At 66.2% G+C, this 21,420-nt stretch carries 21 protein-coding genes; 11 read left to right on the plus strand and 10 right to left on the minus strand.

Translation table 11 applies throughout. The features are described from left to right. Positions 1-44 precede the first annotated feature (44 nt). Both ASD15_RS07230 and dacB read left to right on the plus strand, forming a co-directional pair. Entirely contained in the window at positions 45-1,289 is a 1,245-nt protein-coding gene (locus ASD15_RS07230; RefSeq protein WP_057154158.1) for a nucleoside recognition domain-containing protein, read from the plus strand. Between the two features lie 3 nt (positions 1,290-1,292). Beyond that, positions 1,293-2,906, plus strand: coding sequence for a D-alanyl-D-alanine carboxypeptidase/D-alanyl-D-alanine-endopeptidase (dacB, locus tag ASD15_RS07235; RefSeq protein ID WP_057154159.1), 1,614 nt, complete (start codon positions 1,293-1,295; stop codon positions 2,904-2,906). On the opposite strand, the gene ASD15_RS07240 is transcribed toward dacB, so the two are convergent. Then, positions 2,900-3,631 carry a FadR/GntR family transcriptional regulator gene (locus ASD15_RS07240; protein WP_057154160.1) on the minus strand — a complete coding sequence of 244 codons (732 nt, stop codon included), beginning with the start codon at positions 3,629-3,631 and terminating at the stop codon, positions 2,900-2,902. The genes dacB and ASD15_RS07240 overlap by 7 nt on opposite strands. 185 nt (positions 3,632-3,816) lie before the next feature. Between ASD15_RS07240 and ASD15_RS07245 the strand changes: the two genes are divergently transcribed. Genes ASD15_RS07245 through ASD15_RS07260 form a run of 4 tightly spaced genes read left to right on the plus strand, consistent with a single transcriptional unit; the run spans position 3,817 to position 6,794 of the window. After that, positions 3,817-4,923 (plus strand): mandelate racemase/muconate lactonizing enzyme family protein, encoded by a 1,107-nt coding sequence (locus ASD15_RS07245; RefSeq protein WP_057154161.1) that lies wholly within the window; start codon positions 3,817-3,819, stop codon positions 4,921-4,923. A gap of 16 nt (positions 4,924-4,939) precedes the next feature. Next, positions 4,940-5,878 (plus strand): AEC family transporter, encoded by a 939-nt coding sequence (locus ASD15_RS07250; protein ID WP_057154162.1) that lies wholly within the window; start codon positions 4,940-4,942, stop codon positions 5,876-5,878. Then, a complete protein-coding gene (locus tag ASD15_RS07255) occupies positions 5,875-6,288 on the plus strand; it encodes a cupin domain-containing protein (RefSeq protein ID WP_229418100.1) in 414 nt (137 codons plus the stop codon). The genes ASD15_RS07250 and ASD15_RS07255 overlap by 4 nt, the downstream gene beginning before the upstream one ends. A gap of 29 nt (positions 6,289-6,317) precedes the next feature. After that, a complete protein-coding gene (locus ASD15_RS07260; protein WP_200953933.1) occupies positions 6,318-6,794 on the plus strand; it encodes a cupin domain-containing protein in 477 nt (158 codons plus the stop codon). A gap of 53 nt (positions 6,795-6,847) precedes the next feature. Here the strand turns inward: ASD15_RS07260 and ASD15_RS32865 are convergent, their stop codons facing one another. Continuing rightward, on the minus strand, positions 6,848-7,447 hold the full coding sequence (locus tag ASD15_RS32865; RefSeq protein ID WP_057154163.1) for a PEP-CTERM sorting domain-containing protein: 600 nt from the start codon (positions 7,445-7,447) through the stop codon (positions 6,848-6,850). 197 nt (positions 7,448-7,644) lie between these two features. On the opposite strand from ASD15_RS32865, the gene ASD15_RS07270 reads away from it, so the two are divergent. After that, the gene (locus ASD15_RS07270; protein WP_057154164.1) at positions 7,645-7,875 is read left to right on the plus strand and encodes a type II toxin-antitoxin system MqsA family antitoxin; all 231 of its coding nucleotides are present in this window, start codon (positions 7,645-7,647) and stop codon (positions 7,873-7,875) included. Here the strand turns inward: ASD15_RS07270 and ASD15_RS07275 are convergent. From ASD15_RS07275 to ASD15_RS07310, 8 genes are all read right to left on the minus strand, one after another. Next, entirely contained in the window at positions 7,859-8,467 is a 609-nt protein-coding gene (locus tag ASD15_RS07275) for a M15 family metallopeptidase (RefSeq protein ID WP_057154165.1), read from the minus strand. The genes ASD15_RS07270 and ASD15_RS07275 overlap by 17 nt on opposite strands. A 2-nt stretch (positions 8,468-8,469) precedes the next feature. Next, positions 8,470-9,372 carry a LysR family transcriptional regulator gene (locus tag ASD15_RS07280; protein ID WP_057154166.1) on the minus strand — a complete coding sequence of 301 codons (903 nt, stop codon included), beginning with the start codon at positions 9,370-9,372 and terminating at the stop codon, positions 8,470-8,472. A 90-nt stretch (positions 9,373-9,462) separates the two neighbouring features. Next, positions 9,463-10,374 carry an N-acetylmuramoyl-L-alanine amidase gene (locus tag ASD15_RS07285; protein WP_082551647.1) on the minus strand — a complete coding sequence of 304 codons (912 nt, stop codon included), beginning with the start codon at positions 10,372-10,374 and terminating at the stop codon, positions 9,463-9,465. A 31-nt stretch (positions 10,375-10,405) separates the two neighbouring features. Then, positions 10,406-11,323, minus strand: coding sequence for an N-acetylglucosamine kinase (locus ASD15_RS07290; protein WP_057154167.1), 918 nt, complete (start codon positions 11,321-11,323; stop codon positions 10,406-10,408). A gap of 69 nt (positions 11,324-11,392) precedes the next feature. Continuing rightward, positions 11,393-13,129 carry a glycoside hydrolase family 10 protein gene (locus tag ASD15_RS07295; RefSeq protein ID WP_057154168.1) on the minus strand — a complete coding sequence of 579 codons (1,737 nt, stop codon included), beginning with the start codon at positions 13,127-13,129 and terminating at the stop codon, positions 11,393-11,395. Positions 13,130-13,173: 44 nt separating this feature from the next. Beyond that, complete coding sequence (locus ASD15_RS07300) at positions 13,174-14,439, minus strand: MFS transporter (protein ID WP_057154169.1); 1,266 nt, start codon at positions 14,437-14,439, stop codon at positions 13,174-13,176. Between the two features lie 20 nt (positions 14,440-14,459). Continuing rightward, on the minus strand, positions 14,460-15,341 hold the full coding sequence (locus ASD15_RS07305) for an N-acetylmuramic acid 6-phosphate etherase (RefSeq protein ID WP_057154170.1): 882 nt from the start codon (positions 15,339-15,341) through the stop codon (positions 14,460-14,462). A 123-nt stretch (positions 15,342-15,464) separates the two neighbouring features. Beyond that, the gene (locus ASD15_RS07310; protein WP_057154171.1) at positions 15,465-16,208 is read right to left on the minus strand and encodes a GntR family transcriptional regulator; all 744 of its coding nucleotides are present in this window, start codon (positions 16,206-16,208) and stop codon (positions 15,465-15,467) included. Positions 16,209-16,388: 180 nt separating this feature from the next. Here ASD15_RS07310 and ASD15_RS07315 point away from each other — a divergent pair, with 180 nt between their 5' ends. The 4 genes from ASD15_RS07315 (at position 16,389) to ASD15_RS07330 (ending at position 21,420) form a co-directional block, all read left to right on the plus strand. Next, positions 16,389-17,783 (plus strand): serine hydrolase, encoded by a 1,395-nt coding sequence (locus tag ASD15_RS07315; RefSeq protein WP_157200849.1) that lies wholly within the window; start codon positions 16,389-16,391, stop codon positions 17,781-17,783. 110 nt (positions 17,784-17,893) lie between these two features. After that, positions 17,894-19,162, plus strand: a complete 1,269-nt coding sequence (locus ASD15_RS07320; protein ID WP_057154173.1) for a D-amino acid dehydrogenase — start codon at positions 17,894-17,896, stop codon at positions 19,160-19,162. Between the two features lie 161 nt (positions 19,163-19,323). Beyond that, positions 19,324-19,752 carry a YchJ family protein gene (locus tag ASD15_RS07325; protein WP_057154174.1) on the plus strand — a complete coding sequence of 143 codons (429 nt, stop codon included), beginning with the start codon at positions 19,324-19,326 and terminating at the stop codon, positions 19,750-19,752. A 45-nt stretch (positions 19,753-19,797) separates the two neighbouring features. Beyond that, complete coding sequence (locus ASD15_RS07330; RefSeq protein WP_057154175.1) at positions 19,798-21,420, plus strand: carboxyl transferase domain-containing protein; 1,623 nt, start codon at positions 19,798-19,800, stop codon at positions 21,418-21,420.

Genomic DNA, 21,420 nt, shown 5'->3' on the forward strand with positions numbered 1-21,420 from the left:
CTGCAAAATCGTCCTGTCACCCCTGTTATCGGAAATTTCGTCCTATGTCGCTCAATTACATCTGGTCTGGCTTCTTCCTGGTCGGCTTTGCTGCTGCCTTTGCGCAATGGCTGTTCCTGGGCGATAACGAGATTTTCAAGAAAGTGATCGACGGCACCTTCGAGTCGGCCAAGATGGGCGTGATGGACATTGCGCTGCCGCTGGCTGGCGTGATGACCTTGTGGCTGGGTATCATGAACATCGGCGAGAAGGCCGGCGTGGTGGGCTGGCTGGCGAAAGTGATCGCACCGTTCTTCTCGCGCATCTTCCCGGAAGTGCCGAAAGACCACCCGGCCAACGGCCACATGGTGATGAATTTCTCGGCCAACCTGCTGGGCCTGGACAACGCGGCCACGCCGTTCGGCCTGAAGGCAATGGAAAGCCTGCAGACGCTGAACCCGAACAAGGACGAACCCACCAACGCGCAGATCATGTTCCTGGTGCTGCACACCTCGGGCCTGACCCTGATTCCGCTGGCCATCATGGCGCAGCGCTCCATCCTCGGCGCGGCCGACCCGTCCGACATTTTCATTCCCTGCATGATCGCGACGTATGTGGCAACCGTGGCCGGCATCATCGCCGTGTCGATCCGCCAGCGCATCAACCTGTTCGACAGCGTGGTGCTGTCCTGGCTGGGCGGCATGACATCGGCCATCGTGGCGCTGATCTGGTACTTCACGCAATACCTGACCAAGGCCGAGATCGCCACCGTGTCCAAGGTGGTCAGCAACGCGATACTGATCGGGGTGATCACGATTTTCATCGTCGGCGCATTGCGCAAGAAGGTGAATGTGTACGAAGCCTTCATCGAAGGCGCCAAGGGCGGCATCCAGACCTCGCTGACGGTGATCCCCTACCTGGTGGGCATGCTGGTGGCCATCAGCGTGATCCGCAACGCGGGCGTGTTCAGTTTCGTGGTGGGCGGCTTCAACTGGATCTTCACCGCGCTCGGCATGAACACCGACTTCGTGCCGGCGCTGCCGACCGCGCTGATGAAGCCGCTCAGCGGCAGCGGCTCGAAAGCCATGATGATCGACGCCATGAACACCTACGGCGTGGACTCCTTCGTCGGCCGCCTGGCCTGCGTATTCCAGGGCTCGGCCGACACCACCTTCTACATCGTGGCGCTGTATTTCGGCTCGGTGGGCATCCGCAAGACGCGCTATGCTATCTCCTGCGGCCTGATCGCCGACCTGGCCGGCGTGATCACCGCCATCGCCGTTTCCTATGTATTCTTCCACCAAGGCTAATCCATGTTCCGTCGCCTGATGCTGGTATCCCTGCTGGCCGCCGCCGGCAGCCCAAGCGCCCAAGCCCAGTTGCCCGAGCCCATGGCGCGCGCGCTGCAAGCGGCCGGCATTCCCGAGGACGCGGTGGGCGCCATCGTGCTGCGCGGCGGCATGCCGCTGGTGTCGCACCATCCGGACCGCCCGATGCAGCCCGCCTCGACCATGAAGCTGGTCACCACCATGGTGGGCCTTGACCAGCTGGGGCCGGTATTCAAGGCGCGCACCGAACTGCGCAGCAGCGCGGAAGTGAAAGACGGCGTGCTGAAGGGCGACCTCCACTTGCGCGGCGGCGCCGACCCCGACTTCAGCGAGGACGTGCTGGTGCACATGCTGGAAAAGCTGCGCATCCAGGGCATCCGCAAGATCCAGGGCGACCTGGTGCTGGACCGCCAGCTGTTCCAGCCCACCCGCACCGACCTGGGCGCGGCGCCGTTCGACGAGTCGCCCGAGGCCTACTACAACATCATCCCGGACGCGCTGCTGCTGAACATGAACCTGCTGCGGGTGGACATGAACTCGACCGGCGGCAAGCTCAGGCTGGGCATGCTGCCGCAGCTCGACCGCGTGACCATCGAATCGGACATGACGCTGGTGGAGGCCGACTGCGCCAAGTGGGAGGACGGCTGGAAGCTGCCGGATTACACGCGCAAGGGCAGCAAGATCGTGGTGCGCCTGCACGGCACCTTCCCGAAGAATTGCAGCAAGACCACGGTAATCAATGTGCTGGAGCGCAATGACTACACCGAGCGCCTGTTCCGCAGCACCTGGGCGCGGCTGGGCGGCAGCTTCACCGGCATCGCGCGCGAGGCGACTTCGGCAGCGCCTGCGCCGGCCGCCACGGCAGCCCCCGCCACCCGCCTGCTGGCCGAGCACGTCTCGCGCCCGCTGGCCGAAGTGCTGCGCGACATCAACAAGCCGTCCGACAACGGCCTGGCCCGCACGCTGTTCCTGACCTTGGGATCGCTGGCGCCGGACCCGGTGCTGGGCAGCCGTCCCCTCCCCACGCTGCAGCTTGCAGCGCGCACGGCCAGCCCGGCCGTCCTGCCCGGCGACTCGCTGAGCAGCGACGCCGCCGCGCCGGCAGCATCGCCGGCGGCCGGCGCCATGATCCCCGGCGGCGGCGAGGCGGCGCCCGACGCGGCGGTCCCGGCGCAGAGCGCCGCCCGCGCGGAACAAGTCATACGCGGCTGGCTGCAGCGCCACGGCATCGACGACACCGGCCTGGTGCTGGAAAACGGTTCCGGCCTGTCGCGCCTGGAGCGCGTGCGGCCGGCGCAAATGGCCGGCCTGCTGCAAGCGGCGCAAAAGAGCTTGTGGATGCCGGAGTTCCTCACCAGCCTGCCTATCGCGGCAGTGGACGGCACCATGAAGCGGCGCCTGAAGGACAGCGCCGCCGCGTCGCGCGCGCGCGTAAAAACCGGCACGCTGAAGAACGTGGTCGCCATCGCCGGCTATGTGCCGGACGCGAACGGCGAACTGTGCATCGTGGTGGCCATGATCAACCACGACCTGACCGGCAACGGCAACGGCCGCAAAGCCCTCGACGCGCTGCTGGACTGGGTGGCGCGGTATCAGTAGTGCGCGATCTCGTAGCCGAAGCGGGACGCCGCGCTGACGATATGTTCGCCCATCAGCCTGCGCGCCAGCGCGGCATCCTTGTCGATGAAGGCCTGCACTAGCGTTTCGTGCTCGTCCCGCGCCGCGTGCGGAATGTGGCCGAACATCGGCCCATGGCGCGAGAAATTGGCGGCGATGAGCGGACGCATCGGCTCCAGCACCGTGCGTATCATCGCCTCCAGATAATCGTTGCCGGAGGCGGCGGCCACGGCGCGGTGGAAATCCAGGTCGGCGTTCACGGTGGCGGCGGTGGGCGCGCCCTCGAACCGCATGCGCTCGACTGCGTCGCGGATGCTTTTCAGCTTGCGCGGCGTCATGCTGACGGCGGCCAGTGCGGCGGCCTGCCCTTCCAGCGCAGCGCGCACCTCGAACATATTGCGGATCATGTTGTCGCCTTCCAGCAACTGCGCGCTGACCGGCTCGAGCGGCTGCGCCGCCTCGCGCGCGACCGACACGAACGCGCCTATGCCCTGGCGCGATTGCACCAGTCCCTGGCTGCGCAAACTGGCGATCGCTTCGCGCACCACGTTGCGGCTGACACCGAAGTTCTCGGCTAAAAATTGCTCCGTTGGCAGGCGGTCGCCATGCCGCAAGCGGCCCGACGCAATCTCTTCGCTCAAGGCCGTGACGATGTGCTCGGCCAGATGCGGCCTGCGTTCCACCCGGCGGACGTTCATTTCATTCATGCTCGGATTTCCTCTCTGCTATCACCTTATTCTACATCAGGATAACGGCCTCCCTTGCCCTTGGTTTTTCCCTTAGTTTCATGGCGCAGTGACGCGTACGCGTAAAAAAGAACAAGTTATTCTCTTGCAGGACAACCGGATGTCCTCTATTATTGGATCACCCCCCCGCCAACTGAGGAGTCCCCATGAAAATAGCCAACATTGAAACCATCCCGCTGCGCATCCCCTTCACTTCCGGCGGCCAATCCGCCGGCGGCGTGTGGGGAAGCAAGGATCTGCAGGTGGTCGATTCACTGGTCGTCAAAGTCACTGCCGAGGATGGCACCGTGGGCTGGGGCGAAACTTTCGGCTTTACCGCGATTCCGGCGGTCAAGCTGGTGATCGACACCATCCTGGCGCCCGACGTGATTGGCCGCGAGCTTACCCAGCGCGAGCGGCTGATGGCGGAGTTGCAGAAGAAGTTCCACATCTTCGGCCGCAGCGGCGCCTTCATTTATGGCCTGTCGGCGATCGACATCGCGCTGTGGGATATCGCCGGCAAGCGCGCCGGCAAGCCCATCTACCAGCTGCTGGGCGGCGGCGAAGCGACCTCGCTGGCCGCCTATGCCAGCCTGATCCGCTACGCCGATCCGGAACTGGTGCGGCGCAATGTGCGCCGCGCGGTCGATGAGGGCTACCGCTACCTGAAGCTGCATGAAGTCGATATCGCCTGCGTGCGCGCGGCGCGCGAAGCTGCCGGTCCCGACATTGAAATCACGCTGGACGTCAACTGCCCGTGGACTGTGCGCGAAGCGCTGGACATGGCAGAGCAGTTGCGCCCCCTCAAGCTGCGCTGGCTGGAAGAACCGGTGTGGCCACCGGAAAACTATGCCGGCCTGGCGGCCGTGCGCAAGCAAGGCGGCATACCGGTGGCGGCCGGCGAGAACGCTTCCACGCTGATGGACTTCCAGCACATGCTGGAAGCCGGCGCGGTCGACTTCATCCAGCCCAGCCCTGCCAAGATGGGCGGCATCACCGAACTGCAAAAAGTCTACGCACTGGCCAACGCGCACAACACCACCGTCATGGTGCACACCTTTTACGACGGTCCGGGCCTGCTGGCCAGCGTGCACGCCAGCGCCGCGCTGGGCGGTTCCAAAGCCATCGTTGAATGGCGCTATTTCGACCTGGAAGCGCAGCTGTACGGCGACGCCATCCTTCCCAAGCAGGGACGCCTGCAGGTGCCGCAGGGCCCAGGCCTGGGCCTGGAACCGAATCCGGACGTGATCCGGGATTACCGACTCGCACCGTGAACTCCGGGAGAACACCATGTTAGACCGAATCGTAGGCCCCATCCTGCCCGTCGCCCTCGTCATTATCCTGGGCTATGCCGCAGGCAAACGGGGCAGCCTCAGCCGGGCCGACAGCCTGGTGATCAGCCGGCTGGTGCTGGGCTGGATTTTCCCCGCCCTGCTGCTGGTCAGCATGGCCGCCACGCCGCGCTCCCAGCTGTTCGACGTGAGGCTGATCTCGGCGACCTTCGCCGGCATCATGGGCATGTACCTGATAGCGCTGCTGATCGGCTGGCTGCGCTACCGCGAACTGAAGGCGGCGACGTTGAAGGGCTTCGTCACGGCGTATCCGGACGCGGCGTTCATGGGCATCCCCATCCTGCAGGCAATGTATGGCGGCGACAGCATCTACACGGTGCTGGTGCTGAACCTGATTGCCAGCCTGCTGATGATACCGATGACGACCATGCTGCTGACGGTGGCGGCGGGCGGCAGCAGCGGCTGGCACGCCTTCCGCTCCAGCATCGCGCAGGCGGTCAGGCGGCCGCTGATGTGGGCGCCGGCGCTGGGCATCCTGTGTTCGGTGCTGGAACTGAAACTGCCGCCGTTGCTGGCCGAATCGTTCCATCTGATGGGCAAGGCGACGCCGGGCGTGTCGCTGCTGTGCCTGGGCCTGATCATGTCGTCGGTGCCGCTCAAGCTGTCCGGCGAGGTGTGGGGCAACCTGGGGCTGAAGCTGCTGTTGCAGCCGGCGCTGATGGTCGCCGCCGTCCTGCTGTTTGGCGCCAAGGGAATCTACGCCCAGCAAATGATACTGCTGGCGGCACTGCCGTCGGCCACCATCCCGGCCATGTTCGCCAACGAGGCCGGGGCCTACCAGAGCGAAGCGGCCACCACCATCCTGGTCAGTACCGCACTGTCCATCGTCACGTTCCCGTTCGCCATCTATCTGATCGATGGCGGACTGGCCGCATGAACGTCATTGACAGGAGCATCGGCATGGCTTTCACCAAACTGCCGGCGGCACTGCTGTGCGCCGCTATGCTGGCCGCCGGCGCAGGCAGCGCAGCGGCCCAGCAGCGCACGGTGCTGCAGACCATCGACTACCCGGCGGGGCACCAGATCCTCAGTGTGATCGCCGAGCTCGCGCCGGGCCAATGCACGGGCCGTCACGCGCATCCCGGCGCCGAAAGCGCCTTTGTGCTGGAGGGAGAGGTGCTGGCGCGGATTGACGGCAAGCCCGCCTTGCCGCTCAAGGCCGGGCAAGCACTGCAATTCGCCGCTGGCGAAATGCATGATGTCTGCAATACCGGCAGCGCGCCGTTCAAGGCACTTGCCCATTACATCATCGAAAAGGGCAAGCCACTGGTCATCCGTGCCCAGTGATTCCATTATTTACCCAGCGGAGCATGCACATGCACATCCTCAAGAAACTCATTCCATTCGCAGCCGCAGCCGCCTTCACCGGCGCCGCCGGCGCGCAAGGCCTGCCGGTCAACCAGTTCGGCTCCGTCCTGCCGGAACACATGACATGGCAATCCTTCCCGGCATTTCCGCCCGAGGCGCGCCTGGCCGTCGTAGCGGGCAACCCGGGCCAGGCCGGGCCCTACGTGGTACGGGTCAAATTGCCCGGCGGCGTACAACTGATGCCGCATACCCATCCGGAAGACCGCATCTACACGGTGATTTCCGGCGTGTTCTACATTGGCCTGGGCAAAACCTTCGACCCCGACAAGCTGCAAGCTTATCCACCGGGCACGGTGCTGACCTTGCCCGCCAATACGCCGCACTTCCACTGGGCGAAGTCGGGCGATTACATGACGCAAGTGTCGGGCATGGGGCCGCTGGGCATAAAGTACATCTGCGATAGCGACGACCCGCGTCATCACTAAGCTTGCGCCTGCCGGCTGATTGCGCGCCGGTCCTGACGCCCCGGCGCGGCCGATCAGCCTTGCTTGCGGCGGCGCGCGGCCAGCAAGCCCAGCAGGCCCAGGCCCATCAGCGCCAGCGAGGCCGGTTCCGGTACGGCGTTGACGCCGACGTTGTCCACCAGGCTGTCCACGCCGCCGCTCGCGTTGGCGCCGATGTCCGAGAAGCGCAAGGTGGCCTTGTTGCCGTCACCGAAAAAGACATAGCTGAAGTGCGACAGGGCGCCGGGCGCATTGTCGGTCACCTGGTTGGAGGCCAGGATGGTGGCGCCGTTGCTGCCCAGGATGGTCGCGTTCAGGCTCTGCGCGCCGCCGCCGGTCACGCCGAAGTCGAATTCCCACACATAGCGCTGGCCCACGACGGTCTGGAAAGTCTGCGACAAGCTGCCGTTCGGGGTGCTGTCACCGGCATTGAAGGCGGCCATGTAGTGGCCGTTGGCGGCGCTGCCGCCACTGAAATAGACGCCGTTGCCCAGGTAGTCGGTGACGCGCACGTTGCCAGTGCGGTTCCAGTTGGAGGTGGCGCCGTTCTCGAAAGTACCGTTCTTGATCAGGTTGGCTTGGGCGGTGCCGGCGGCCAGCAGGGCTGCTGCCGCGATAAAGGTCTTCAATTTCATGAGTTGCGCTTTATTAATAGAACATATCATTAAGCAATAAATATGCCCACACAACAACTTACTTTCAAATCAATAGCTTATGCGTGCGGCTAGCGTCCGCCGGCTGCGGCCTGTAAAGTTTTTCGACACGCGCGTGCTTGCCACGGACCGGCAAGTGGGCTACCTTCAAGCTATCTCACACCTTCAAGGAGACCACCATGAAATGCCCGGTTTGCGGCGGACCTGGACTGGTCCGCGATACGAGAAACCTGCACTACAACTATCACGGGCAAACCGCCACCATTCCCGACGTGACGGGCGAGTTCTGCAATGCTTGTGGAGAAGTCACCCTGGAAGCGGGGGAGGCGGAACGCTACGGCAAAGCGGTGACGGCGTTCGTGGAATACGTGGATGCGGCCGAGGACAAGCGCGCTACAGCACGCGCGTGAACGTGGCGCGCACCTGCACGCGGTCGCCGCAGTCGAAGTGCCACCATTCGCTGTTGATGCCGACGAAGCCGGCCTGGAACATGGCGCCGCGCAGCAGTTCGCGGTTGGCGATCTGTTCGACCGAGATGGCGCCTTTGGCCAGCATTTGCTGCTCCAGCGCAGGGTGGGACAGCTCGGACAGGTCGTCGAAGCCGGTGCCCATGTCGAGCTCGCGGCCCTGTTCATCCACGATGGTGAGGTCGACCGCCATGCCGAAGGAGTGGATGGAACCGCGCGTGGGTTCGGCCAGGTAGCCGAGCAGCTCGGTGCCCTGCAGCGCGGCCCACAGCTGCTCCTGCACGCGCTGCGGCCGCAGCGCATCCAGCACCAGCAGCTTGCTGCCGGGACGGCGTTGGGCCAGCCACGCCACGGCTTGTTCCAGCGCGGCGGCCGCGTCGCGGTGCAGCCAGGCGCAGTCGTGCGGGGAGTACAGGTCGCGGCCGACGAAGTTGTCCGGCGTGGCGTAGCGCAACTCGATGGCGATGCCGGCGATGCTGCTCAGATGCCGGTAGTCCGGGCTGGACGGCACATCTTCGTTGCGGATGGTGTTCATTGCTACGCTTTCTTTTCCAGGCAGGCGCGCGCGGCGGCGGCGATGCAGCCGGCCAGTTGGCGCGCGCCGTGCGACAGCGGCGCGTGGCCGGCCGTCAGCAGATACAGTTGCACGGGGATGGCCGGCGCCCATGGGCGGCGCTGCACCAGCGCGCTGGAGGCGGACGCGGCCGTGAACGGGTCGACCACGGCCATGCCGCCGCCCGCTTCCACCAGCGAACGGGCGATCTGGTAAGTCTGCACCACGGTGTGGAATACGGGATGCAGGCCTTGCGCTTCGCACGCGGCCACCACCATTTCACCCAGCGGGTCGTTGTCGGCGTGGCCGATCAGTTCGCCCGCCAGGCCCGGCGCGGCCAGCGGCATGGCGCTGTCGGCGGCGTTCCAGGTGCCGGCGGGGGCGATCACGGTCATCACGCCTTGCGCCAGCGGCTCGGCGACGATGCCGGGGTGGCGCGGGTCCTGCAGCGACAGGGCCAGGTCCGCTTCGCCCAGGCGCAGGGTGTTGACGATTTCACTGGTGTGGTGGGTGGCCAGCTCGCAGCGCGCGCCGGGGAATTCCTTGCGCCAGGCGGTGACGGCCTGCGGCAGCACGCTGATGGCCACCGTGGGCGTGGACACCAGGCGGATGGTTTCCAGCGCGCGGCCCTTGAGGCTGGCGGCCAGGCGGCGGATGCCCTGCAGGTCGCGGTTCAGTTTTTCGGTTTCGGCGAACAGGCGGTGCGCTTCGGGCTTGGGATACAGCTTGCCGCGCACGCGCTCGAACAGCGGCATGCCCAGCTGCAGTTCGCAGTGCTGCAGGACCTTGGTGACGGCCGGCTGCGAGATGTGCAGCACCTGGGCGGCGCCGCTGATGGTGCCGACCTGCATGATGGCGTGGAACACTTCTATATGGCGCAGCCGCATTGCTCTATCCTCGATCCAGCGCCGCAGAGCCGTCCCTGCGGAATCCGTGCAGGATAGGGGAAAGCAGGATGCGGCGCAATGCCATGGCGCTTAGTGGGTTTCGGTTGGCTGGGGCGGCTGGACCGGCGCCACGGGCGCGGCCACCGGTGTTGCCGGCGCCGCGGGCAGGGCGGCCGGCGCGCCCGGCAGCATCGGCACGGCAGGATGGATGATCTCGTTCTTGGGCGTCGGCGCCAGCACTTGCAGGATGGCGGCCGATTCGGCGTCCGGGTTGCCGTCAAAACGGGCCGGGCGATATTTCGACTGGAACGCGAACATCACGTTGCGCGTCGCTTCGTCCAGCACGCCCGTTTGCGGCACGGCGTAGCCATGCTGGGCCAGGCGCTTCTGGAACCAGGCCACGTCCGGCAGCTGGGTTTCAAACACGGCGCGCTGGGCCGCCACCTGGGCGGCGTCCGGCCAGGTGATCAGGCCGGCTGCGGCCAGCTGCTGCCACGGGAACAAGGGGCCCGGGTCCTGCTTGCGCTGCGGGGCGATGTCGCTGTGGCCAAGAATGTTCTGCGGCGGAATATTGTGGCGGGCAACGATCTGCTTGAGCAGCGGGATCAGCTGGTCCATCTGCGACTGCGGGAAGGGATACCAGACGCGGCCTTGCGGTGTTTCCTTGAAGCCCGAGTTGACGATCTCGATGCCGATCGACATGGGGTTGAGGTTGCTGTATGTCTTCCAGCTGCTCACGCCGGCATGGTTGGACATGCGCGCCTCGTCCACCAGCGTGTAGAACTTCGGCTCGGCTTCGTCGGTCAGCAGATAGTGACTGCTCACTTCCTGCTCGGTGAGGATCTTGATCGAGCGCGGCAGGTCGGCCACCGTGTAGTGGATGATGATGAATTTCACGCGGCTGCTCTGGCTGCGCGCGCTGAGGCTGTTGTCCAGGCGTGGCGGCGGCGTGGCGCAACCGGCCAGCACGGCGGCCAGGATGATAAGCAGGATTTTTTTCAAAACGGTCTCCAGAGGTTGCGGTGGTGTACGGCTAGTGTTGGGGTTGCGCGGCCATGCGGGCGGCGGCGTAATGGGGCTGGGCGGTCTTGCGCCGCAGCGGCACTTCGGGCGGCAAGGTGGCGCGCATGGTTTCCGCGATCAGCGGGTGCAATTCGGCGGCGCGGCCCGCCAGCACCACCGGCCGCACGCCGAAGCGCGAGACCAGCGCCGTGGCCAGCCGCGCCAGTTCGCGCCCGGCTTGCTGCAGGATCAAGCGGGCGGCCTGGTCGTGTTCGGCGCTGGCGGCGACCGCCAGCGCCAGCTTGCCCACTTCGCCGCGTTCGCGGCCGTAGATGAACTGGCGCGAAAATGCCCAGTCGCTGCCGCCGACATAGTCGAACACGCTGCGCGCCATGGCCGAATCTTCCCAGGCGCCCGGTTCCTCGTCCTCGCGGCGCCAGATGCGGCGCAGCGCCTCGCGCGCAATCCAGAAACCGCCGCCGCCGTCGTCCAGGGTCACGCCGCGGCCGCCGGCGCGGTGGAACACGCCGTGGGCGTCGATGAAGGCGGCGATGGAGCCGGTGCCGGCGTACACCAGGTAGCCTTCGCCCGGCTGGAAGCTGTCCAGGTAGGCGATTTCAATGTCGTTGGAAACGATGACGGTGTCCGGGTCGATTCCCAGCAGTTCGGCCAGCCATTCGACCAGCAGTTCGCTGTCGCCGCCGAAGCCGGTCAGCCCGGCGCACACGCGCTGCGGACAGCCGCTGGCCAGCACGTCCTGCGCCAGGGCGGCGAAGGTGGCGCGCACCGTGCCGCGACCCGCCGCGTTGCCCATCTGTAAAGCCGACAAGCCCGCCACGCTGCCTTCGGCCACGATGGCGCCGGCCGCGTCGGCCAGTGCCCAGCGCGTCTGCGTGCCGCCGGCATCGATGCCCAGGCCCAGCGCGGTATCCGTGTCAGATTTAGCCATAGTGCCAGAGTGTAAATTGAAATGCGGCCGGGATTGAATGAAACCTTGGCCGCACGCCATGCCCAAAGGTTATAGCTGCGCCGTGGGCTGCGCCGCGGGCGGCGCGGGGGATTGCACGGACACCCGTTCGCTCTCGTTGCCGAGGCGGTCCACCACGCTGACCACCACGGCGCGGGCCGGCACGCCCGCCTCGTCGGCCAGCGTAACGTCGCCGCGTCCGGCCGGGGCGGTGGTGAAGCGCCATTCCTCGCCGTAGCGGGCCCAGATGGCGTACTGGGTGGCGCCCTTGCCCGCGCTCAGTTTCAGGTCCAGCCCGGCCGAGCCGCGCCGCGCGCCCACTTTCGGCGCGCCCGGCGCTTCCGAACCCAGCCATGGCGTGGCCGGGATCAGCGCGGCGCTCTGGTAGCTGATCGATTTGAGCTGGTCGCTGATGCCCTTGCGGTTCTGCATCAGCGCGGCAATGCTGAAGTGCACATGGCCGATGCTGTTTACACCCCGTCCGGCGCGGCTGCGCGTGACGCCGATCTGCTTGACGATCTCTTCCGGCTCGAAGGACTTCCCGGTGCTGTCGATGCGGCTGGTGTACAGCCCCGGCCACACGTGGCGGCCACGCGTGTTTTCGCGCAGCCAGTAGTCCAGCAGCACGTCGAACGCCTGCGGCGGCGGCGTAATGGCCCAGTACAGCTGCGGCGCCAGGTAGTCCAGCCAGCCGTTTTTCAGCCACAGCTCGGCGTCGGCGTACAGCTTGTCGTACTGGCTGAAACCGAGGATGCCGGGCGGACGGCGGTCCGGGCGTCCGATGCCGAACGGGCTGATGCCGAAGCGTACCCACGATTTTTCGCGGTGGATGCCGGTGTACATTGCTTCGATCAGCTGGTTCACATTCTGGCGGCGCCACGATGCGCGGTCCAGCTGGCCGCCGCCGGCCTGGTACCGCTGCCAGGCTGGCTGGTCGGGGAACTCCAGTTCCGGCCGCGGCGCGGCGTTGGCGGCGCCGTTGCCGGCTTCCAGCGCGGCCGCTTCGCCTGCGGCGCCGGGCGCTTCGATCGGGTAGGGATAGAAATAGTCGTCGATGTGCACGCCGTCGATGTCGTAGCGCTTCACCACGTCCAGGATCACGTCCAGCGTGTGCTTCGACGCTTCGGCCTCGCCCGGGTCCATCCACTGGTAGCGGCCGTAGGTCTTGACCGTCTGCGGCTTGGTGGCGGAAATATGGTCGCGCGAGTTGGGCGACTTGGCCGTGGCGTGGCGCGCGCGGTATGGATTGAACCAGGCGTGCAGCTCCAGGCCGCGCGCATGGGCCTGGTCGATCCAGAATTTCAGCGGATCGTACATCGGCGACGGCGCCTTGCCTTGCTGGCCGGTCAGGTACTCGGTCCACGGCTCGAGCTCGGACGGGTAGATCGCGTCCGCGCTGGGGCGCACCTGCAGCACGATGGCGTTCAGGTTGAGCGCCTTGGCGCGCTCCAGGATGGCGATGGCTTCCGCTTGCTGCTTCGCCACCGGCAAGCCGGCGCGGCTCGGCCAGTCGATATTGGCCACGGTGGAAACCCAGGCGGCGCGAAATTCGCGCGGCGCGGGCGGCGGCACCGGCCCGGTCAGGCTGGGCGGCGGAACCTGGCCGGGCCCGGCGCCCGTTCCTGCCGCTGGGCCGGCGCCGGGCGCCGACGGCATCACCGGGCCGCCGCCCGCTGCGGGCGTGAGCGGCGTGCTGCTGCAGGCGCCCAGCAGAGCCGCCACTGCGGCGGCGGTGGCGGTAGTAGCGGCGGCGGCCAGGGTGCGCCGCTTTTTCGGGTCAAAAGCCAAATCCGTATCCTCGATTCAATTGAAGCGGCCGTATTGTACCTGCCTCATTCCCGGCCGAACGCCGGGTCCACCTTCACCAGTGCGGTCATGATGAAGCCCGGTATGGTCGCCAGGCACACCCACAGGAAGAAGTGCTGGTAGCCCAGCATCTGCTGGATCCAGCCGCTGGCCATTTGCGGCAGCATCATGCCCAGCGCCATGAAACCGGTGCAGATGGCGTAGTGCGCGGTCTTGTGCGGGCCGTCCGCCACCATGATCATGTACAGCATGTAGGACGTAAATCCGAACCCGTAGCCGAACTGCTCGGCCGCCATCAGCGCGGAAATCAGGTAAATGTTCTCGGGCAGCGCGCTGGACAGGTAGACGAACACCAGGTCCGGCACGTGCACCGCGAACGCCATCGGCCACAGGCAGCGCTTCAGGCCGAACCGCGAAATCACCACGCCGCCCGCCAGGCCGCCCAGCGTCAGCGCGATGATGCCGATGGTGCCGTACACCAGGCCCACTTCCTGGTTGCTCAGCCCCAGGCCGCCCTTGGCGGCCGGATCGAGCAGGAAGGGCACGGCCAGCTTCAGCAGCTGCGCTTCGCCGAGGCGGAACAGCAGCAGGAAACCCAGCGTGACCAGGATGCCTTCCTTGCGGAAGAAGGAGGCGAAGGTGGCGAAAAACTCGCGGAACAGGTCGCCGCCGGCCGCTGCGCGCACGTCGGCAGCGGGCTTGGGCAGCATGAAGAAATGGTAGACGAACAACACGCCGAACAGCGCCGCCAGGATGAACAGCACGATGGACCAGGCCACGTGCGGGTCGCCCAGCTGGTCGGTGAGCTGGCCGGCCAGGTACAGCAGGCCGCCCTGGCCGGCGATCATGGCCAGCCGGTAGAAGGTGGAGCGCACGCCGACAAACGCAGCCTGCTGCTGCTGGCGCAGGCCCAGCATGTAGAAGCCGTCGGCGGCAATGTCGTGCGTGGCGGAACTGAAGGCCATCAGCCACAGCACCGCCAGGCTGGCGCGGAAGAAATCCGGCAGGTGCATGGTAAACGCCACCATGGCCAGCGCAGCGCCGATCACCAGCTGCAGCGCCACGATCCACATGCGCTTGGTGCCCAGCAGTTCCACCACGGGCGACCACAGCGGCTTGATCACCCAGGGCAGGTACAGCCAGCCGGTGTAGAGCGCGATGTCGGTATTGGAAATGCCGGTGTTCTTGTACATCGCCACCGACAGCGTCATCACTACGACATACGGAATGCCCTGGCCGAAGTACAAACTGGGGATCCACCACCAGGGGCTACGTTGATGCGCGTCTTTCATTCCGTCCTTTATCGATGTCTTTATCCTGCCAGTGCCGCCCTCACACTGCCGTGCGCCGTTTCCAGCGCGGCGCGCGCCTGGGCCACGGTCTGCTGGTTGAGCAGCGCGACGATGGCGACCTTGACGTGGAAGTTGCACTGCTCCAGCGTGGCGCGGGCGGCGGCTTCCTCCACGCCGGTGGCGTGCATGGTCAGGCGCACGGAGCGCTGCACCAGCTTGGCGTTGGTGGGCTTCAAGTCTACCATCAGGTTGCCGTACACCTTGTGCAAACGCACCATCAGCGCGCTGGAAATGGTGTTCAGCGCGATCTTCTGCGACGTACCCGCTTTCAGGCGCGTACTGCCGGAGATGACTTCCTCGCCGGTGTCCAGCGTGATGCCGATTTCCGCTTCCAGCGCCACCGGGGCGTCGGCGTTGTTGGCCAGGCCCACGGTCAGTGCGCCGGCCTGGCGCGCCGCGTGCAGCGCGCCCAACACATAGGGCGTGCCGCCCGAGGCCGCCAGCAGGAAGACCACGTCGTGGGGGCCGGGCGCCAGCGCCAGCAGGTCGGCGGCGCCCTGTGCGCGGTCGTCCTCGGCGCCTTCCACGGCCTGGAACATGGCGCCGTTGCCGCCGGCCAGCAGGGCCAGCGCGCGTTCGTTGGGCCAGGAGAAGGTGGGGTTGAGTTCCACGCTGTCGAGCACGCCGAGCCGGCCGGACGTGCCGGCGCCGGCGTAGATCAGGCGTCCGCCGGCCTGCATGCGCGGCACGGCGGCGGCAACGGCGGCGGCAATGCGCGGCGCGGCCGCCTGCACGGCGCGCACGGCGTTGTACTGGTCGTCGATGAAGGCGGACACCAGCTCGATGTCCAGGTATTGGTCCAGCTGCGCGTGCTGCTGGCTAGGTGTTTCGGTTTTTAACATCGTCATCTGTCAGTGGTGATACGATGAGACCAGTGTAATACCAAAACAACACCTACGCTGACGCCCCGCCCATGAAAGCTCGATGCGCGGGCATGCGTAAAAGTTATACGGCGGCTAAGCCGCTCATCCCGGCCCCCGCCGCATTTCGGCGACGAAGTCGTAATGGTCGCTGCGGCAATAGGAATGGGTCAGCTCCACCGCTTCGCCGGATTCCAGGTAGGCGATGCGGGTGATGAAGAGTACGGCCTGGCCTTCCGGCACGTCCAGCTGGCGCGCCAGTTCTCCGGAGGCATTCATGGCGCGGATGTGCTGCAGCGCGCGCGACGGCGCCTTGCCGGACGCGTCCAGGAATTCATACAGCGAATCGCCGATCGCTTCCGGACGCGGCACCACGCTTTGCGGCAGCACGCTGACCTCATAGGCCATTACCACGTCGTCCGCCAGGCGCAGGCGCTCCAGGCGCGCCACCTTGCTGTTGGGCGAGAGGGCCAGGCTCATCTGTTCGTCCGCGCTGGCGCTGACGATGGCGCGCTTCAGCCAGCGCGAGCCGGGCTTGTAGCCGCGCTGCTGCAGCTGCTCTGAAAAACTGGTGAGATTGGACAGCGGCTGTTCGATGCGCGGGGCGATATAGTTGCCGGAACCCCGGCGGCGCACTACGAGGCCTTGCTCCACCAGCTGGTCGATAGCCTTGCGGGCGGTAACGCGCGATACGTTCAACAATTCGGACAAGGTGCGCTCGGACGGCAGCGCCTGGTCGACCTGGTAGCGTCCATTGCGCACATCGTCACTCAACTTGCGTGCAATTTGCATGTACAGCGGCGAATTGTCTTTTGCATCGGCTTGAAATTCAACGCTGGTCTGGCTCATACGGTATCTCCTAAGGCGTCTAGTGTAATAGCGATGGCCAATTTGCGCTCATTTTTGGTTGCATGAAAATATACTGGCATCGCATAGCGCCAAGTTATGCGCGGATGAAACGATTTCATTAGGCGCGGCCCAAAGCGCCCCGTATGCTCATTCCAACAACAACACGAAGGGGATCAGGCCATGAAAATGGGCATGCGCGCACTGCTGGGATGGGCCTTGATGGGCGGCGGGCTGATGCAGGCCGTGGCGGCGGGCCCGGCAGCGGCTGGCGCGGTCCCGGCGCCGCCCACGGCCGCCGCCGCCCTGCTGGACCGCGAACTGGCCGCCGTCGTCAACGACGCGCAGCATCCGCTGAGCGGCTTGTCCGTGCTGGCCATCCGCGACGGTAAGGTGGCTTACCAGCAACAGTTTGGCTTGCGCCGCATCGACACCGCCGGCAGCGGCAAGGTCAACGCCACCGCGCCCGTCACGCCGGCCACCATGTTCCGCATCGCCTCCATTTCGAAGATGATGACCACCTTCGGCCTGATGAAGCTGGTGGAGGAAGGACGTCTGCAACTGGACGCCGACGTCAGCGCCTACCTGGGCTTCCCGCTGCGCAACCCGCACTATCCGGACCGCGCCATCACGCTGCGCCACTTGCTGACCCACACCTCCTCGCTGCGCGACGATGCCGGCTACTCCTGGGGCACGGACACCAGGCTGAGCGACGTGCTGCTGCCCGGCGGCGGCAAATACGGCAGCGGCGCCATGTGGGCACAACAGGCGGCCGCGCCAGGCGACGCCGCCCCCGGCGCCTATTTCACTTACTGCAACCTGAACTGGGGTGTGATCGGCACCATCATGGAGCGCGTGAGCGGCGAACGCTTCGACCGCCTGATGAAGCGATTGCTGCTGGCGCCGATGGGCTTGCGCGGCGGCTACAACACCGCCGAATTCTCGCCGGCCGAAGTGGCGGACACGGCCACGCTGTACCGCAAGCGCAGCACGGACACCGAGATCTGGGACCCGGCCGGCCCGTGGATCGCGCAGGTCGACAACTACGGCGTAGCGCCGCCGGCTCCCCCGGCCGGCATCGACGGCTACGCCGTCGGCAGCAACGGCACCTTGTTCAGCCCGACCGGCGGCATGCGCATCTCGGCGCCGGACATGGGCAAAGTCATGCTGATGCTGATCAACCACGGCAAGCACGAGGGCAAGCAGATCCTGAAACCGGACACGATCAAGTTGATGTTCAGCGAACAATGGACAAACAATGGCAGCAACGGCGATACGCTGCGCGGCCTGTACCACAGCTGGGGCCTGGGCACGCAGCGCTTCGCCGACGCGCCCGGCAGCGGCAACCGCCTGGTGCAGGGCGGCGGCTTCAGCGCCGTGGGCCACCTGGGCGAGGCCTACGGCCTGGTGTCCACCTTCGCGCTCGACCTGGCCGGGCGCAACGGCCTGGTCTCGCTGATCGGCGGCTTCGGCGCCGATCCGGACCAGTATCCGGGAAAGTACTCGGCGCTGGTGCGGTCCGAGGAGCTGATCCTGACGGCGCTGTACCGGCGCGCCGTGCTGCGCCGGGCTGAGTAGCGCCTGGCTTTACACATCACCCAAGGTTATGGCCTGCGCATGACGATTCATTGGAAAGAAGCGGGGCCTGCCGCCACACTCTGAACCATCTTCAATAAACGGCTCTCCAGATGCATCAGGTTACACAGCAAGACGCACAGCAGGTAGTGGTCATCGGCGGCGGCGTGGTGGGTCTGGCATCCGCCTGGTGGCTGCTGGAGGCCGGCTATCGCGTCACGCTGCTGGAGCGCGCGCCCATCGTCGGCAGCGCCTCGAGCTACCGCAACGGCGGCCAGCTCAGCTATCGCTACGTGGCGCCGCTGGCGGACGCCGGCGTGCCGCTGAAAGCCGTGCAATGGCTGTTGCAGCAGGACGGCCCGCTGCGTTTCCGTCCCGAGGCGGACCTGCGCCAGTGGCGCTGGCTGGCCAGCTTCCTGGCCAACTGCAACGCCGCCAGCAACCACCGCACCACCGCCAAGCTGCTGGAACTGGGCGAACTGAGCCGCAACGCCATGGCGCAGCTGGAACTGGTGCTGCCGCTGTCCGAATTCGAATGGCGCGACGCCGGCAAGCTGGTGGTGTACCGCTCCCGGAAGATCTTCGACGCCGCCGTGGCGCGTCCCGACGCCGAAGGCAACCGCCAGGTGCTGTCGGCGGCCGACACCGCGCGCATGGAGCCGGCGCTGGCCGAACTGAGCCCGCAGCTGGCGGGCGGCATCTACAACAAGGGCGAGGCGGTGGCCGACTGCCACGCGTTCTGCCTGGCGCTGGAGCAGCGCCTGCGCGCCCATCCGCGCTTCCAGGGCGTGATCCACGCCGAGGCGCGCAGCATCTTCGCCGAACACGGCCGCATCGCCGCGATCGACACCAGCGAGGGCTGGATCCAGGCCGACCAGTTCGTGCTGGCCGCCGGCATCCAGAGCCGCGACCTGGCCGCCAGCGCCGGCATCTACCTGCCGATCTACCCGCTGAAGGGCTACAGCCTGACCGCGCCGATCCGGGCCGAGGACTGCGCACCGGAAATCAGCGTGACCGACTTCGAGCGCAAGGTGCTGTATGCGCGCATCGGCGACAGCCTGCGCATCGCCGCCATGGTGGACATGGTGGGCGAGGACACCAGCCTGGACGCGGACCGCGTGGCCGGCCTGAAGCGCCTGGCGCGCGCGGCCATGCCGACGGCGGCCGACTACAGCCGCGCCGAAGCCTGGGCCGGCCTGCGTCCCGCCACGCCGAACAGCTCGCCCATCATCGGCGCCACGCGCTATCCGAACTTATGGCTCAACGTGGGCCACGGCCCGCTCGGCTTCACCTTCGCCTGCGGCACGGCCGCCCTGCTGGCCGACCTGATGCGCGGTAAATCCACCCCCTTCGCCCTCGACGGCCTGACGCTGGCCGCCTGACCAGCCCGCAACGCCAGCGGATGAGTTCGGCATCGTGCGCGAACTGTCTGGCCAAAAACGCAACCATAGCTACGCCGATACGGCCTGTATCGCCATACTGAACCGCGACGAAAGCGCACCGCCTTAAGGCGGGCCACCCCGTTATGGCGGATAATTGCGGGATGTCCAAGTCCAAATCCCCAGCGGCCTGCCCATGCGGCGGGCCGTCGTTCGCCGCCTGCTGCGGCCCTTATATAGAGGGCGCGGCCCTGCCGCCCACGGCGGAGGCACTGATGCGCTCGCGCTACAGTGCCTACAGCCTGGGCATCGAACCCTACCTGCAAGCCACCTGGCACGCCAGTACCCGCCCGCAGGACCCCATCATCAGCAGCGATGAAAAATTGCAATGGCTGGGACTTGAGGTAAAATCTGCTTTACGTTTACGTCAACGTAAAGCAAATCAGGCAGAAAACGAGGATTTTGTTGAATTTGTGGCACGCTTTCGCGTCAACGGACGCGGCCAGCGCCTGCACGAAGTCAGCCGCTTTCTGCGCGAACCCTCCCCCGAGGGCCTGCGCTGGTTTTACGTAGACGGTACTTTCCCCGAATAGACAGCACGCGCCGGAGACAGCGCGACCAGAACAAGAGGAACCCGAATGCCGCACATCGAAAGCAAACTCAATCCGCGCAGCGAAGACTTCAAGTCCAACGCGTCCGCCATGCAAGCCCTGGTCGATGATTTGCGCGACAAGGTGGCCAAGATCGCCCAGGGCGGGGGCGAGGCTGCCAGCGCCAAGCACGTTGCGCGCGGCAAGCTGCTGCCGCGCGACCGGGTGCAGATGCTGCTCGATCCGGGCACGCCCTTCCTCGAATTCTCGCAAATGGCCGCCTACGGCATGTACCAGGACGCCAAGGGCGTGGACGCGGCGCCGGCCGCCGGCATCATCACCGGCATCGGCCGCGTGTCCGGCCAGGAGTGCGTCATCGTCTGCAACGACGCCACCGTCAAGGGCGGCACCTACTACCCGGTGACGGTGAAGAAGCACCTGCGTGCGCAGGAAATCGCCGACCAGAACAACCTGCCATGCATCTACCTGGTGGACTCGGGCGGCGCCAACCTGCCCAACCAGGACGAGGTGTTTCCGGACCGCGACCATTTCGGCCGCATCTTCTACAATCAGGCCAATATGTCGGCCAAGGGCATCCCGCAGATCGCGGTGGTGATGGGTTCCTGCACCGCCGGCGGCGCCTACGTGCCTGCCATGAGCGACGAGTCCATCATCGTCAAGGAACAGGGCACCATCTTCCTGGGCGGCCCGCCGCTGGTGAAGGCGGCCACCGGCGAGGTCGTGACGGCGGAAGACCTGGGCGGCGGCGACGTGCACACGCGCCTGTCCGGCGTGGCCGACCACCTGGCGCAAAACGACCTGCATGCGCTGTCGCTGGCGCGCACCATCGTCTCCAACCTGAACCGCACCAAGCCGCAGCAGATGGCCTTGCGCGAATCGGTGGAACCGAAATACCCGACCCAGGAACTGTACGGCGTGATCCCGGTCGATACCCGCAAGCCGTTCGACATCCGCGAAGTGATCGCGCGCATCGTCGACGGCAGCGATTTCGACGAGTTCAAGGCGCGCTACGGCGCCACGCTGGTGTGCGGCTTCGCCCACATCTACGGCATGAAGGTCGGCATCATCGCCAATAACGGCATCCTGTTCTCCGAGTCCGCGCTGAAGGGCGCGCACTTCATCGAGCTGTGCGCACAGCGCAAGATCCCGCTGGTGTTCCTGCAGAATATCACCGGCTTCATGGTGGGCCGCAAGTACGAGAACGAAGGCATCGCCCGCAACGGCGCCAAGATGGTGACGGCTGTCGCCACCGCCGCCGTGCCGAAGTTTACCGTCATCATCGGCGGCAGCTTCGGGGCAGGCAATTACGGCATGTGCGGCCGCGCCTACTCGCCGCGCTTCATGTGGATGTGGCCGAACGCGCGCATCTCGGTGATGGGCGGCGACCAGGCCGCCTCGGTGCTGGCCACCGTCAAGCGCGACGGCATCGAAGCCAAGGGCGGCCAGTGGAGCGCCGACGAGGAAGCGGCCTTCAAGCAGCCGATCAAGGACCAGTACGAGCACCAGGGCCACCCTTACTACGCCACCGCGCGCCTGTGGGACGACGGCGTGATCGACCCGGCCGACACGCGCATGGTGCTGGGCCTGGGCCTGTCGGCGGCACTGAACGCGGAAATCCCGGACACCAAGTTCGGCGTATTCCGCATGTAA

The sequence above is a fragment of the Massilia sp. Root351 genome (genome assembly GCF_001425045.1).
In the GTDB taxonomy this organism is placed as follows: domain Bacteria; phylum Pseudomonadota; class Gammaproteobacteria; order Burkholderiales; family Burkholderiaceae_D; genus Rugamonas.